General features: G+C 48.9%; 13 protein-coding genes. 3 read left to right on the top strand and 10 right to left on the bottom strand.

Annotated features, from left to right (window positions below):
* The first annotated feature begins 60 nt into the window (after nucleotides 1-60).
* Entirely contained in the window at nucleotides 61-1,584 is a 1,524-nt protein-coding gene (locus FMR86_RS18355; protein WP_163352860.1) for a Fic family protein, read from the top strand.
* 60 nt (nucleotides 1,585-1,644) lie between these two features.
* On the opposite strand, the gene FMR86_RS18360 is transcribed toward FMR86_RS18355, so the two are convergent.
* From FMR86_RS18360 to FMR86_RS18380, 5 genes are read right to left on the bottom strand one after another with little or no spacing between them, the layout of a single operon-like run.
* A complete protein-coding gene (locus tag FMR86_RS18360) occupies nucleotides 1,645-2,475 on the bottom strand; it encodes a nitroreductase family protein (protein WP_163352861.1) in 831 nt (276 codons plus the stop codon).
* A 28-nt stretch (nucleotides 2,476-2,503) separates the two neighbouring features.
* The gene (locus FMR86_RS18365) at nucleotides 2,504-2,995 is read right to left on the bottom strand and encodes a flavin reductase (protein WP_163352862.1); all 492 of its coding nucleotides are present in this window, start codon (nucleotides 2,993-2,995) and stop codon (nucleotides 2,504-2,506) included.
* Nucleotides 2,996-3,008: 13 nt separating this feature from the next.
* Entirely contained in the window at nucleotides 3,009-3,581 is a 573-nt protein-coding gene (locus FMR86_RS18370; RefSeq protein WP_163352863.1) for a flavin reductase family protein, read from the bottom strand.
* A gap of 1 nt (nucleotide 3,582) precedes the next feature.
* Nucleotides 3,583-3,897, bottom strand: coding sequence for an antibiotic biosynthesis monooxygenase (locus FMR86_RS18375; RefSeq protein WP_163352864.1), 315 nt, complete (start codon nucleotides 3,895-3,897; stop codon nucleotides 3,583-3,585).
* A gap of 4 nt (nucleotides 3,898-3,901) precedes the next feature.
* Nucleotides 3,902-4,543, bottom strand: coding sequence for a nitroreductase family protein (locus tag FMR86_RS18380; protein ID WP_306770967.1), 642 nt, complete (start codon nucleotides 4,541-4,543; stop codon nucleotides 3,902-3,904).
* A gap of 206 nt (nucleotides 4,544-4,749) precedes the next feature.
* Here FMR86_RS18380 and FMR86_RS18385 point away from each other — a divergent pair, with 206 nt between their 5' ends.
* Complete coding sequence (locus FMR86_RS18385; protein ID WP_163352865.1) at nucleotides 4,750-5,544, top strand: ABC transporter substrate-binding protein; 795 nt, start codon at nucleotides 4,750-4,752, stop codon at nucleotides 5,542-5,544.
* Nucleotides 5,545-5,597: 53 nt separating this feature from the next.
* On the opposite strand, the gene FMR86_RS18390 is transcribed toward FMR86_RS18385, so the two are convergent.
* Nucleotides 5,598-6,251, bottom strand: a complete 654-nt coding sequence (locus tag FMR86_RS18390) for a response regulator transcription factor (RefSeq protein WP_163352866.1) — start codon at nucleotides 6,249-6,251, stop codon at nucleotides 5,598-5,600.
* A complete protein-coding gene (locus tag FMR86_RS18395; protein WP_163352867.1) occupies nucleotides 6,244-8,310 on the bottom strand; it encodes a GAF domain-containing sensor histidine kinase in 2,067 nt (688 codons plus the stop codon). Before FMR86_RS18395 ends, FMR86_RS18390 begins: the two co-directional genes overlap by 8 nt.
* Nucleotides 8,311-8,493: 183 nt before the next feature.
* Here FMR86_RS18395 and FMR86_RS18400 point away from each other — a divergent pair, with 183 nt between their 5' ends.
* A complete protein-coding gene (locus tag FMR86_RS18400; RefSeq protein WP_163352868.1) occupies nucleotides 8,494-9,198 on the top strand; it encodes an SDR family NAD(P)-dependent oxidoreductase in 705 nt (234 codons plus the stop codon).
* A gap of 61 nt (nucleotides 9,199-9,259) precedes the next feature.
* Here the strand turns inward: FMR86_RS18400 and FMR86_RS18405 are convergent, their stop codons facing one another.
* The 3 genes from FMR86_RS18405 to FMR86_RS20895 all read right to left on the bottom strand — a co-directional run bounded on the left by FMR86_RS18405 (nucleotide 9,260) and on the right by FMR86_RS20895 (nucleotide 13,313).
* Nucleotides 9,260-10,366: a metallophosphoesterase gene (locus tag FMR86_RS18405; RefSeq protein ID WP_163352869.1), complete on the bottom strand. Its 1,107-nt coding sequence runs from the start codon at nucleotides 10,364-10,366 to the stop codon at nucleotides 9,260-9,262.
* A 164-nt stretch (nucleotides 10,367-10,530) separates the two neighbouring features.
* Nucleotides 10,531-11,316 carry a 4-hydroxy-tetrahydrodipicolinate reductase gene (dapB, locus tag FMR86_RS18410; protein WP_203545002.1) on the bottom strand — a complete coding sequence of 262 codons (786 nt, stop codon included), beginning with the start codon at nucleotides 11,314-11,316 and terminating at the stop codon, nucleotides 10,531-10,533.
* A gap of 227 nt (nucleotides 11,317-11,543) precedes the next feature.
* Entirely contained in the window at nucleotides 11,544-13,313 is a 1,770-nt protein-coding gene (locus FMR86_RS20895; RefSeq protein WP_373682502.1) for a BRCT domain-containing protein, read from the bottom strand.
* Between the last annotated feature and the right edge of the window lie 266 nt (nucleotides 13,314-13,579).

The raw sequence follows: 13,579 nt of genomic DNA on the forward strand, positions 1-13,579 counted from the left end.
GGAATGTGATAAATTAATTATCACTAAGTAAGATTAAAACCTCTAGCAGAAACAAAATCCATGCTCACACAATACCAGCACATCACTCCATTATCAGACGAAGATAAATCAAATGGTTCCGAAGGTCTAAGTTCCATTTTCAAATCATGGATGGACATCAAAAACGATATTTCTGAAAATAGCGAAACACTGAAAGACTTTCATGAAAAACTTGCCCGCAGCTGGAGTATTGAAACGGGTGTAATTGAAGGGATATATACAATTGATGAAGGCACGACGACAACACTAATTGAGCACGGATTTGTAAGCGGCCTTGTCGCCCATGACGCCAGCAACCTTGATGAAAATGAACTCTACGAAATACTCAACGACCAGAAAGAAGCTCTGGACTGGGTCTTTGCTTTTGTAAAAGAAGAACGCAAATTAACCACATCCTACATAAAAGAACTTCACGCCCTGCTGACCAACAGCCAGCACAGTCTGACCGTAGTCACCACAGAAGGTAAAAGCGAAAAAAGACCCTTTGAGCTTAAAGGCACCTGGAAAAATCAGCCTAACAACCCGCAACAACCGGACGGAACAGTTTTCCACTACTGCCCTCCTGAACAAGTGGCGCAGGAAATGGACAATTTGGTTGAATGGTATCAGGAATACAGCAACAACGACATTCCACCAGAAATGCTGGCGGCTTGGTTGCATCACCGCTTTGTGCTTATTCACCCATTTCAGGACGGCAATGGACGCGTTGCCCGTGCCCTAGCATCAATCGTACTCATAAAGGCAGGACTATTCCCGCTAAATGTCAAGAGAGAAGAGCGGAAACAATACATCGATGCTTTGAAAAAGGCAGATGGTGGAGAGCTGAAACCGCTGAGTGATTTTTTTGCTGAGCTGCAGAGCGGGATTGTTTATAAGGCTATTGATTTGGCTAGGGCGGCGCAGATTTCTCAAGAAAAAACTACAAATAATTTTTCTGAAAAATTGAAAAAACGGGAGTTTATTGCAGGAAGAGCGAACAGATTAACAGCAAACGCACGAGAACTACTTGAGTTCACTACAGCACTCTTAAAACCATACATAGAACAAATCGACAACGCTTTGGCACAAACAAATCATAAATACACTGCCAGATCATATGAAGACACTATAACAGACGAGTCACTTAATTCAATCAAATCAACAATCATCAACAGGAAAGACTTAGCAACAGACGCCCAAAGAGCCCTATCAACTGTTGTTGCAATTAAAGAATTTAAAAATTATGATATATGTTTTATAGCAATTCCGCTAATTTCACAAAAATTTGCAATGCTTGCAACAATTATTGACTTTTCAACTAAAACCAGAAGCATTACAAAAATAAAAGACAAGCCAAAAACACTTGTTGGAAGCACACTGGGTGATATGTTTGAGTATGTTGATGAAGAATATACCCATTATGATGCCGAACTAATTACCTACAGCCCATTCTTCTTCTCAATAGATGAAGATGTCGAAAAAATTAAAGACAAATACAAAGAATGGTTCGACACAGCCATAACCCTCTGCCTAGCCAGCCTCGAAAAAAGAGTCTCAGGCCAGTAACTGAAAAGCCCGGCATTCCATCCAGAAATGCCGGGCTTCTAAATTTACAACAAACTTAATCTAATCTCCCCACTCTACCCGCCGTACCCGCGCCTCACCGCGTTCAACTGTGCGCTGGTATTTAACAGCGGGCTTGCCGAAGAGCATGGCGTAGCCGAGTTCGTGATCTGCGGGGATGCCGAGTTTTTCTTTCAGGTCCGGGAGAATGGATTCAATTACCCGCTTGAGCAGGCCGTTCCAGAGGGTACCTATTTTCATGGACTGGGCCATAAGCTCGAAATATGAAAGGAAAATGGACATATCCGCCATCCGGCTGGGGGCTGTTTCCGGGGCGGAAACGATGATGAAATGCGGGGCATCGCGGAAAAGCATATCCACCCCGTTTTCTTTCATATTGTTGCTGATCATCTTGAAAAGGTTCGCAACGTACGGAATTTCGGATACGCCTTTTTCAATGGCTTCATCAAGACGGGCATAAACCTCATTGCTGAACTTCTTCACCGAATCAGGGTCATCCATAAGGGTAATGTGCACGCAGCGGGAATTAACACCTGTGGGAGCGTGCCATGCAGTGTCGAGCAGTTTTTGAATTCTTTCCGGTTCCAGCGGTTCCGGCTTGTAAGCACGAACAGAGCGACGGCCTTTGATGAGCGCGGAAACCTGATCTTCACCCGGCATGTTGCCCTTCAGCGGAGTACAATCTTCAGCAGACTTACCGAGTATCGAAATGGCACCGGTGGGACAGATGGACAGACAGTGCTGACATTCGAAGCATTTATCATCGTCTGAAATTTTAGGATATTCATCCAGCTTGATAAGTCCGAAAAAACAATCCTGAGCGCACAGGCCGCAAAGAACGCAAAGCTCTTCATTTACCGAGAAATTCTTCATCTCACCCCCGCAATATAATTAGTGCCGCTTAAACTGCTGTAATAGCGTGATCCTGCCCGCTTATAGCGGACAGCGCAACCACCTGAGTTTGAACTGCGGCCAAACTGCATTCACCCCTGAAGTAAACGCCTTTGGACCAGCTTCCGGTAATCTCTGCCATAACAACTGAGGATTTATCAAGATCAACCACTTCATATACCGTGCATTCAAGGGCCAACGGAGCAGCCTCAAGCATGGGCATATCATCATGATTGCCGTAAAAACTGGTACAGCGGGAATCGCAGCACTTCTTCTTTTCAGTCAAAGTATCCGCAAGCCCCAAACAATTAAGCACCCTGCCGGAGAACATGTTCAGACTGAACCTGCCCTCTGCAATGATCCGGGCATGCTGCTCGCTGCCTTTTTCTATCTCAATGGCAGCGAGGGAAAGCTTGCTGTTAATACGCGGTTTCGCTGCCAGAGGCAGGTAGTCAGGGCGGCCGTCAATATGGCCGCCCAATAAAGTATGTGTATATCCCATTTAAAGTCACCGATTATTTTATAAACTTTTTGCCGATCTTAAACCCCTTGCCCAGTCCATCGCCAAGCCCGACATATTCACGGGTGGCATGGGCATAAGCAATGGGATTTACTGCATCCATCATAGGCATGCCTTTCTCGTTAAGGATGGTTTCATCAGCCTGAATGCCGACAATCTCACCCACGAACTGGGTATGCAGGCCAAGCTCTACTGTTTCAACAACCTTGCACTCAAATACGAGCGGAAATTCACTGACATAAGGAGCATCCACAACCTCAGAACGTACCGGGGTCAGGCCGGACACTGCGAATTTGTCTGTATCTTTACCGCTGGCAATACCGAAATAGTCAGCTTCAGCCGCGTATTCGGTTGAAGGGATGGAAACAGTGTATGCTCCGCGTTCAATGATGGAGCCATAAGTGTATGTCGCCTTACGCAGGGAAACAGTCAGCATGGGAGGAACAGAACAGCAGATGCCGCCCCAGGCAATAGTCATAACGTTGGGTTTATCATCTTTATCGTAACTGCCCACACACCAGACCGGGGTCGGCATGGCAAGGGTGTTGGGTTTAATTGATCTCTTCATTTTATACTCCTGTTTTTTCAAGCATAGTCCAAAATTTAACCTCAGGACCTTCTTCAATAAGCCCTACCATCTCATCATAGGTCTCGCGTATGGGGGCACTGTCCATATGCATCCTGTATGATGCCTCGGAGGAAAAGTGACCGTAAAGCAAAAATAAATCAGAATCATCATTGTCCTGATGCAGATTGTATATGAGCAATCCTTCCTGCCCGGAACACTTGCATGTCCCCTTCTCCAGAACACTTTTCAACTCTTCTGCGCGTCCGGGCTTTGCCTTGATACGGACTGTCAGAATAAAATTATCCCTGCAAAACACGATGCTACCCTTTAAAGGTGTCCTTATGGATACGTTCAGGTTTGAAACGGTTCACGGCTTTATGTGCTTTCTTGGGATGGCCGATTACAACCAGTGCCATGGGTACAATGTGTTCGGGCAACTTTACCAGATCACGGAATTTTTCAACCCGGTCGGTCATGGGATAAATTCCGGTCCAGACCGCGCCAAGGCCCATGGCATGGGCAGCAAGCAGGATATTCTGGGTGGCAGCGGAAACATCTTCAATCCAGTAGCCGCCGAACTTATCACGCTCCAGGTCACCGCAGACAAGAATGGAAACCGGGGATTTAGCCGCATACCCGGCGTATTTGTTGATTCTTTTAACCTGCGAAAGAATATTTTTATCGCGAATAACTACAAATTCCCAGGGCTGTTCGTTTCCGGCACTGGGAGCACTCATGGCCGCACCGAGAAGCTCATTGATCTGCTCTTCACTGACATCCTGAGAAGTATAAGACCGGACACTGCGGCGGGTGCGCAAAGCGGTCATGGCGTCCATGGATGTGGGAGTCCACCATTTTCTGGCTGTACCAGCTGCTTTTGCAGGCAGTGCCGAGAGGATGGAACCGCTTGCAGCGAGTGCCGCGAAAAGTTTCATTGCCGTACGTCTGGATTGCTTTTTCATTTCTAGTTTCCTTTATGCAAATGGGTTAATTATAACTTAATCAGGAAGGGCTTTCGGGCTCGCCTCATCCATTGATAATTGTATACCCAAATGAAGCAGCAAAAAGCATCCACCGGAAAGATGAACATAAAACAGTAACATACACGACATTTGTCGTAGAAATTAAAGGATGGAATTGCTACCCTGTACGGTACATGGAGAAATAAATGAGATTTAACTGCACATACATATTGAAAATTATCTTCCTGCTCTGCGCAATTCATATTCTTCCCACCCCTGCAGCACAAGCTGAAAAGGCTCCCTTCATCATTGCCCACAGTGAACTCTGGCCTCTTCTCAGAACGGAAGAGAACGGGACGAAATCGGGTATATTTTATGAGATTATATATGAATCCATGAAGCGGCTTAACATAAAAATTAAATGGGAATATTACCCATGGGCCAGATGTCAGAACCATGTAGAATCAGGGATAGCTGACGCGATTCTGACAGTTCCAACTGACGAGAGAGCCACGTATACGGAAACCCACCCAACACCATTTTATCATTCATACACGCAACTCTTCACTTACAAAGGACACCCAAAAAAAGACGTAATGGATAAGATCAAAACACCGCAGGATATTAAGGATACCGGCCTGACTGTGATTACTTATCTGGGAAACGGATGGAATAAGGATAATATCCAGCCCCTTGGCATAACCACTTATGAAGCATCTGAACCTGAAAATATTTGGCCCATGCTGGCTCGCCAACGAGGCGATATTATTATCGAATGGCCCCTGGCAGCATGGCCTGAAATAACCAACCAGAATGTTTCAGAAAAAATCATCCTCACCAACGGGACAATAGCGTCTTTTCCGTTTCATCTGTTAATCAGCAAAAAAAGCAAGTATTTAAAAATTCTGCCTGAATTCGATCAGGTTATTCAAAATATGCTGAAAGACGGGACAATAAAACGCATCATCAAAGGATACACTCAGCAGGTACATAAAGAGTAATCCGCTATAACAAAACGTCATAGCGGATCACAATACGATTTAAAATCTGTTGCCTATAGCGAAGCAATCCCCTCACGCAGGGCGTAAAGGGTGGCTTCCACACGATTGGCCAGATGCAGCTTGGAAAGGATGCTGGTCATGTGGGTACGCACAGTGGCCTCACTGACAAACATCTCTTCGGCAATCAGCTTGTTGCTCTTGCCCTTGGCAACCAGCTTGAGGGTATCAAGTTCACGCGGGGTCAGCGGGTCGGGAGTCGGGGTGGCAGCTTCTTCACCGGGCTGGGAAAGTTCGGAAAGAACCTTTCGGGCAATATCCGGCGCAAGGGAAGGCTCACCGCGATACACCCGGCGGATCGCTTCCAGCAGTTCATCCGGAGTGGAATCCTTAAGCAGATAGCCCATGGCTCCGGCCTTGATTGCCGGGAAAAGCTTATCATCAGTGGCAAAGCTGGTAAGGGCGATGATGCGGCCCGGAAGTTTGCGGTCCCGGATTTCACGGATAGCCTGAATGCCGTCCATGACCGGCATAAGCATATCCATAAGGATAATATCCGGGGAAAGCTCAGCGGTCATTTCCACTGCTTCCTGACCGTTGGCAGCCTCGCCGACCACTTCAATATCATCAAAACTGCCCAGAAAACTGCGCACGCCGATGCGTACAATATCGTGATCATCAACCAGCAGAACTTTAATTACACTACTCATCTCCGCCTCCCATTTCTTCATCAAAAACTTTCACAGTCAGCACTGTCCCTTTTCCGGGAGTGCTGTTTATATCAAGCTCGGCATTAATTTTATCAGCCCTTTCACGGATTCCGCGCAAGCCCATTCCACCCGTGGGCAGTGTGGCAGGATCAAATCCCTGTCCGTCATCAATAATCCGAACAAGGGTCTCGCCTTCACCGAAATCCACCTGCACAGTAACAGATTCAGCCTTGGAATGCTTGGTAGAATTATTCAGGGCTTCAATGGCGATGCGAAAAATTTCTTCCTCCACCCGCAGGGGCAGACGTCTTTCATCACCATCCACAAACAGATCGGCCCCCAGCCCGGAACGGACTTCCACGGAATTCAGACGGGCCTGAATGGCACCGACCAGCCCTTCACTTTCCAGTTCCGGCGGGTGCAGATCAAAAATGAGCGAACGCATATCGCGCATGCCCTGCTGGGCCATGCCCTGCAAAGCCTTAAGCTGATCGGCTGCGGCGGTTTCCTTGCCGGATTCAAGGGAACGCATGGCAGCATCAGAACAAAAAGTTATGGCGTAGAGAGCCTGAGTGACGGAATCGTGCAGTTCACGGGCCAGTCGCTGACGCTCGCCCTGCACGACCAGCTTTTCACTCTGCTCGAACATACGGCTGTTACGCAGAGCCAGCACCGCCTGCGCCGCGAACATTTCCATGATGCGTTTATCCGCATGGTCAAACCCGCCGGACTTGTTGGAAACCATAAGCAGACCTAGTTTCTTATCCCCTTCCAGCAAAGGCACGATAATCAGTGTGCGAACTTCTTCACTGCGTTCCGCTGCGGGAATCTCACTCTGGGCATCACGTACAATTGTAGTCTTTCCTTCCTGAAAGACACCGCCGTAATAGCTTGAATCCACAGGATAAAACTCAATGGGACACCGAGGAGCACCGGAACCGCAAACGCAGTGCAGAGAATCACCCTCATGGAGCATCAAAACACTGCCCATGCCGTTGACAATGGTCCGCGCTTCATCGGCAATAAGGCTGAGCACTTTTCCATTCTTGCCTTCAGGACTTTCAAGAAGCACGTTTGCCACCCGGCGCAGACTTTCGCTTTCCATGAGCTGGCGTTTGGTCTGGCGCGCCGCAGCTGCACTTTCAATGGCAACGGCCACTGTATTCAATATACCGCCGATCAGTTCGGAAGTAGCCTCATCAAAAGAAAATCCGGGCTGGTCCGAAGAAACAAGGGCCACCCCGACCATACGTTCACTGTTGGTAATATGGAAAAGGGAAGCACTGCCGGAGCGCACAGCATCAGGCAGGATGTCCGCAAAAGAACGGCTGGCCTTGTTGGAAGAACAGAATCCGTAACTCTTGCCGTCCACACTGCTTAAAGCATTGCCGGAGGAGCAGAGCCGCAAGCCCTGCAAGGCACTCTGACACTCCTTGGAGCCATAACCGTGCCCGGCACAGGGCGCGAGTCCGCCAGTATCAGGATCGACCAGAAAAATAGTACAACACCCCTCACCCACGGTGCCAGCCAGTACCTCGGCAAGACGGGTCAAAACCTCATCCGGGTCAAGGGCACTGGTAACTGTCCGCGATGCTTCCAAAAGCAGCTTATTACGCACATGCTCGGCATTCAGCCGGGAAAGGAGCATTCCGGAATAGCGGTCCGTGGTCAGAGTCAGGACTTCAACATAGTACTCTTCAAGTTCTTTAAGAAATTCAAGGAAGTCAGTACGGTCACTATAATATTTCATCCCGGCGGCGATAAATGCCTGTTTGCCGAGCAGGGTTCCCTCGACTACATCGCGGATACCCACGCCGCGGTCCAGCTTGATCCCTGCGCAGCTCTTGAAATAATTCTCCAGCGGCACATAATCGCCACGGGTAAAGCATTCGAGATTCATGGTTACACCATAAGAGGCAATACCTTTACATTCCTCGAAATCCATACCCGCGTACCAGCGCGGCTGATTCTCCACCAGCAATTCCGCAAACCGGGCTGCCGCAGAATCAACATTTTTCAGTAAATACTCGCCGATCTCTTTTAATTTATCATTCTTCATATCTTTAATCCCGACCACACCGTTCACGAATCCGGCCTTGAAATTCAATTCTTGATTTATTTGTTAGCACAGTCAAATGATGTGGAAATCAGATAAATGGATGAACTCTTGATTTCCGGCTTTCTTTAAGTTTTACTGAGCCGCACAAACTTAAAGTTCTACTTCAAAAAAAGGAAATTTATCATGAAAAATAAAACAGTTCTGATTACCGGAGGAAACAAAGGGATCGGCCTTGAACTGACTGAAATGTTCATTGCCGACGGAGCCGACGTAATTGTTGCGGCACGTGATTTCGCAAATTTCAAATATAACGATCACCCGCAGGTACGCACAGAGAAATTCGACTTTTACAATGTAGCCGGAATCCCGGATTTCATCGCCACCCTGCCCGCAATTGATGTACTCATCAATAACGCCGGGGTCATGTTTGCTACCCCGTATGACGAATACACTGCTGAAGATGCAGACAGGGTACTCAAGATCAACATCGAAGCCCCGGTAGCCCTGATCACCGCTGTGTCTGTATCCATGAAAAAGCAGAACTACGGACGGATTGTTAACGTCTCCTCCGTTGCCGGTCAAATCGGGCATCCTGATGTCTGGTACGGGATCACCAAAGCCGGGGTCATCAACATGACCAAAAGCTTTGCCAAACTCCTCGGAGCGCACGGAATCGTAGTTAACGCAGTTGCTCCCGGGCCCATTGAAACCGACATGCTGCACACAATCCCTAAGGCCCGCCGGGACGCTATCAAAGCTGCAGTCTACACCGGACGCTTCGGCAAGCCCGAAGAAGTGGCCGCAGCCATGTACTGGCTGGCTACTGATTGCCCGGAATACATCAACGGCACCTGCATCGATATCAACAACGGATCATTTCCCAGATAAACTAAAATCCGGGGAGATTTTATAAATCTCCCCGGACCTGACAAATCTAACCTAATCCAATCTAAATCCGAACCTTCATAAGCACCACTTCCGGTCTGCTGTTGGTCCTGAGCGGAGGTCCCCAGAAACCGACTCCGCAACTGACAAAATAATGGGTGTCACCCTTTTGGTAGCTGCCGTATTCTTCTTCAAATATCCGCTTCACCACCAGATTAAACGGAAAAAGCTGACCGTTATGGGTATGCCCGGAAACCTGCAGGGCAACGCCGCTCTGCTGCGCCTCTTCAAGGTGGTGCGGGGTGTGATCCATAAGAATTATGGGCAGCTTGTTGTCCTTGGGAATTACATTCTGCAACACCGCCCTAATTAATCCGGGGCTGCGCATGTTTGCGAAATCATTGCGTCCCGCCAGCAGAAACTGACCGTCCACCACAATCGACCTGTCGCCCAGCACTTGAATACCCTGATTATTCAGCATACGCCGCGACCAGTCATTGCCCAGATAATATTCATGATTACCAAGCACGGCATATTTGCCCAGCGGTGCTTTGATACGGGCCAGCTCATCCACAGCTCCGCTTATCTCGCAATCATGGTCGTCCAGAATATCACCGACCATGAGTACAATATCCGGCTTCAACTCATTAACCATGTTGACCACCGCGCCCACACGGTCACGGGTCATCAGCTTTCCGGCATGCAGGTCGGAGAACATGACCACCCGATACTCTTTAGCATCCTTGCGTCCGTTGGAAAGATCAAAATCAACTTCTTTGACTATCGGCGAAGTAGCATTGATATACCCGCCTACGGTCATGGCAATAGATATCAGGCAAAGAGCCGCAAATATTTTAAGCCTCGGCACTCTGATGCCGTTGCCCAGAATCTTCATGCCCCAGCGAATCGGCTCAAAGCAGAGCCCCACCGGAACCATACAGGCGATAATCGCCGCCCAGCTATACCCCGCCCCCTGCATAAGAATCTTGAGCAGGTATGGCAGGTGATCAGGAAAAAAAATCGTGATGGGCATAACAATGGTCATCAGATCAGTAGCGATGAGCACACCGCGTTTGATTTTGGGATTATCAATCAGCAGCCTGCATATCCAAAGCCGGATGTACAGATAAAAAGCAATATAAGTTAGCGTAGCTCTTACATAAAATGACATAGTCCGCCTGATTTTTTTGTTTGTTTTCCAGTTTTATCTGATCTTATACTAAGGGCGGGCAGCTGTAAAAACATCAGACTTAAATCGTAAAAAAGGCTGCACCGGATCAGGTACAGCCTTTCAAAAATCAAAATGGCAGATAGTGCTCTATCAGCCAGTCTGGCTTATTTTACATCCAGCACGTCATTCATATCGTAAAGCTTACCGGGTTTCTGGTCAGCGATCCAACGTGCGGCGCGCAGTGCGCCCTGTGCAAAAGTCTCGCGGGAATGGGCGCGGTGGGTAACTTCAATGCGTTCACCGGGTCCGAGAAAATATGCGGTATGATCACCCACAACGTCACCGCCGCGAACTGCCAGCACACCGACTTCATCCTTGGTCCTTGCGCCGATGATACCGTCACGGGAATGCTTTTTCACTTCATCATAAACAAGACCGCGCGCTTCAGCCATGCACTGAGCCAGCTTAAGCGCGGTTCCGCTGGGGGAGTCCACTTTCTTATTGTGATGAATTTCAGTCATTTCCATATCATAAGCATCGCCGAGCATGCGTACCAGTTCAGGCAGAACCTTCAGCAGCACGTTCACCCCCACGCTCATATTAGGAGCGAGGAACACAGGAACTTTCTTGGCGAACTCTTCCACCTGCGCAATCTCTTCATTGGTCATGCCGGTGGTGCCGATAACAACCGGATTGCCGGTAACAGAAGCGGTCTGCAACAGACTCAAAGTAGCTGCCGGGGAAGTAAAATCAACCACAACCGCACCGGGAACCTTGGTCAGGACTTCCTGAGCATCAGTGCCGCAAACGCAGCCCAGTGCATCAAGGCCCTCTTCGCAGCCGGAACGTTCCATGACTGCTGCAAGTTTCAGATCATCGCTCTGCTGTACGCAGCGGACCAGTGTGTCGCCCATGCGACCCTTCGCGCCTATGATTACTACATCTGTCATATTTATCTCCATTAATATTTTTTGCCTCCGGCGGCTGGGGAAGGGGAACTTTTGGGAAAAGTTCCCCTTCCCCAGACCCCATCCCCTCAAAACTTTTTCATATGCTTCGCAAGCAATGCGCTATGACGACCTTCGAATAAAAAATCGGCGAAGCCTTAATAAAAGGTTTTGGGATTCTTAAACCCTTTTGCAAAAGGGTTTAAGCCGCCGGAGGCATTAAATTTGTGTTACTCAGCGTTTACTATTTCTATATATTCAGCTTCAGACAGAATCTCTACGCCCTTGGCTTTGGCGGATTCGATTTTCTTTGCTCCGACTTTGCTGCCGCAAACCAGAAAATCAGTTTTGCCGGAAACAGAAGTCTGAACCTTTGCGCCCAGCCGCCTTGCCATGGCCTGCATGTCTTCGCGGCTGCCCTGCTCCATCTTTCCGGTAAAGACGATCCCCTTTCCGGTGATGGGGCTTTCAAGGCTTTCCGTCTCGGCAACCAGCGGGGTACGGCGCAGATTGAAATCAAATTCCAGCATGTGCAGGATAGTTTCCTTGATGGCCGCAATGCCCTTGGTAACAGAATGACTGGTCAGATCGCCGAAACCGTGCAGCTCGATAAGCTGTTCCTGTTTGACATTGACCACGTCTTCCAGCTTGAAGTGCCCCAGCAGCTTGCGGCTGTCCGCTTTACCCAGATCAGGAATTCCGAATGCGGCCAGAAAACGCCAATCGTCTGTTTCCTTGGTCTTGCTGATATACAGAGCTTCCGCAAGGTTGGTGGACTGCACAGGACCGAAGCCCAGTTTCTGGAAATCGTCTTCCGCCATGGTGTAGACCGATTCAAGGGAATTATGCCCGGCTTTGACCAGCTTGGCGATGGTTTTCTTGCCGAACCAGTCAGCATTACCGAGGGTCTTGAACCAGTATTCCAAGCGCTGCTCCACACGTGCAGGGCAGCTGAAATCAGGGCATTTCAGAAAATCATTCTGCCAGAAAAGTTCCGCACCGCAGGAAGGACACTCAGCAGGCAGTTCCACATCCTGTGCGGGCTTGATCACTTCCTCAAGCTTGGGGATAACCTCACCGCTGCGGATGATGCGGATGGTGGCCCCGATGCCGATGGACTGGTCACGCAACATTCCGGCATTGTGCGCGGTAACATTGCGGATAGTCGCCCCGGAAACAGAGACAGGCTTGACCTCCATGACCGGAGTAACCGCGCCCATGCGGCCAACCTGCCAACGAATTCCCTCAACTTCAGTTACCGCAGACTCGCCCTTCTTCTTAATGGCAATCTGCCAGCGGTAATGATGGGCAGTAGCCCCAAGACGATCCTGAAGCGCGGTATCAGTCACTTCCGCAACCATGCCGTCCAGCGGATAATCAGTGGCTTCCCAAAGTTCATCGGTAATTTCCCAGACCCGGCTGACCAGCTCTTCACCATCCACAACCTTCTTGGGTAGGGTGCTGTAAGGCACAAACCTTACCGCCTCATCCTGCAAAGCCTGCTTGGCGGCTTCATTGACCTTATCCGAGGTGATGATGCCCACAACCATGTTACGCGGATGTTCAAAAGAATCAGCGAGGTGCTCGGCAAAATATTCTTCACTGCAGACAATCTCGCCAACGCCCTGTGCGCGGCCGCCCACAGCTACCACACCCTTGGCAAAGGCACTGGAAATCTCATAACCCACTTCACCGTTGCCACGGGTAGCAAAAACCTTCCCGTCATCACGGGCGGCAAGCCCATCCAGTTTGGGGGTTATCCGGTATGTAACATCCTTAATCCCCATAGCCTTGGCTTCTTTTTCCACACGGAAAACAAACCGCTCAAGCTCTTCAGTGGTGTACGCTTTCTCGGTGGATAGCATGGGCCGGGGATGGCGCACCTCAACCTTTTCGCTGAAATTTTCCGGCTCTACATTGGTCAAGAACGGGTTTTCAGGATCAAGGTCGCGCAGCTGCTCAGTCAACTCGTCATACCGTCCGTCACTGATAGTAGGCATACCACGACGGTATGCTTCATTATGCTTCTCCAGAAGAGAAACCAAATCTTTAATTTCTTTATTCTTATTTTTCACAGTATTTAAATTTTGATGCGCTGCGCGCTTTTTATGAATAGATAATGCCTAGTACGTCTTGATTGACGTTGTTTAACCAATTAAACAGTTGTAATTTTGCATGGCAGACCGATTTTGCCTTGGTTTTTTAAGACCGTGCCGGAGCTTGGGTCGTCATGCTTTGTTCTTCTAACCCGAACCGTTGCTTGGGA

It is taken from the genome of Desulfovibrio sp. JC010 (assembly GCF_010470675.1).
Taxonomy (GTDB): Bacteria; Desulfobacterota; Desulfovibrionia; order Desulfovibrionales; family Desulfovibrionaceae; genus Maridesulfovibrio.

Bases quoted from the DNA above. Each gene is read 5' to 3' on its own strand.
- FMR86_RS18365 (WP_163352862.1), bottom strand. From the start codon at position 2,995: ATGGGATATACACATACTTTATTGGGCGGCCATATTGACGGCCGCCCT.
- FMR86_RS18380 (WP_306770967.1), bottom strand. From the start codon at position 4,543: ATGAAAAAGCAATCCAGACGTACGGCAATGAAACTTTTCGCGGCACTC.
- FMR86_RS18370 (WP_163352863.1), bottom strand. From the start codon at position 3,581: ATGAAGAGATCAATTAAACCCAACACCCTTGCCATGCCGACCCCGGTC.
- FMR86_RS18385 (WP_163352865.1), top strand. From the start codon at position 4,750: ATGAGATTTAACTGCACATACATATTGAAAATTATCTTCCTGCTCTGC.
- FMR86_RS18405 (WP_163352869.1), bottom strand. From the start codon at position 10,366: ATGTCATTTTATGTAAGAGCTACGCTAACTTATATTGCTTTTTATCTG.
- FMR86_RS18395 (WP_163352867.1), bottom strand. From the start codon at position 8,310: ATGAAGAATGATAAATTAAAAGAGATCGGCGAGTATTTACTGAAAAAT.
- FMR86_RS18400 (WP_163352868.1), top strand. From the start codon at position 8,494: ATGAAAAATAAAACAGTTCTGATTACCGGAGGAAACAAAGGGATCGGC.
- FMR86_RS18360 (WP_163352861.1), bottom strand. From the start codon at position 2,475: ATGAAGAATTTCTCGGTAAATGAAGAGCTTTGCGTTCTTTGCGGCCTG.
- FMR86_RS20895 (WP_373682502.1), bottom strand. From the start codon at position 13,313: ATGCCTACTATCAGTGACGGACGGTATGACGAGTTGACTGAGCAGCTG.
- FMR86_RS18355 (WP_163352860.1), top strand. From the start codon at position 61: ATGCTCACACAATACCAGCACATCACTCCATTATCAGACGAAGATAAA.
- dapB (WP_203545002.1), bottom strand. From the start codon at position 11,316: ATGACAGATGTAGTAATCATAGGCGCGAAGGGTCGCATGGGCGACACA.
- FMR86_RS18390 (WP_163352866.1), bottom strand. From the start codon at position 6,251: ATGAGTAGTGTAATTAAAGTTCTGCTGGTTGATGATCACGATATTGTA.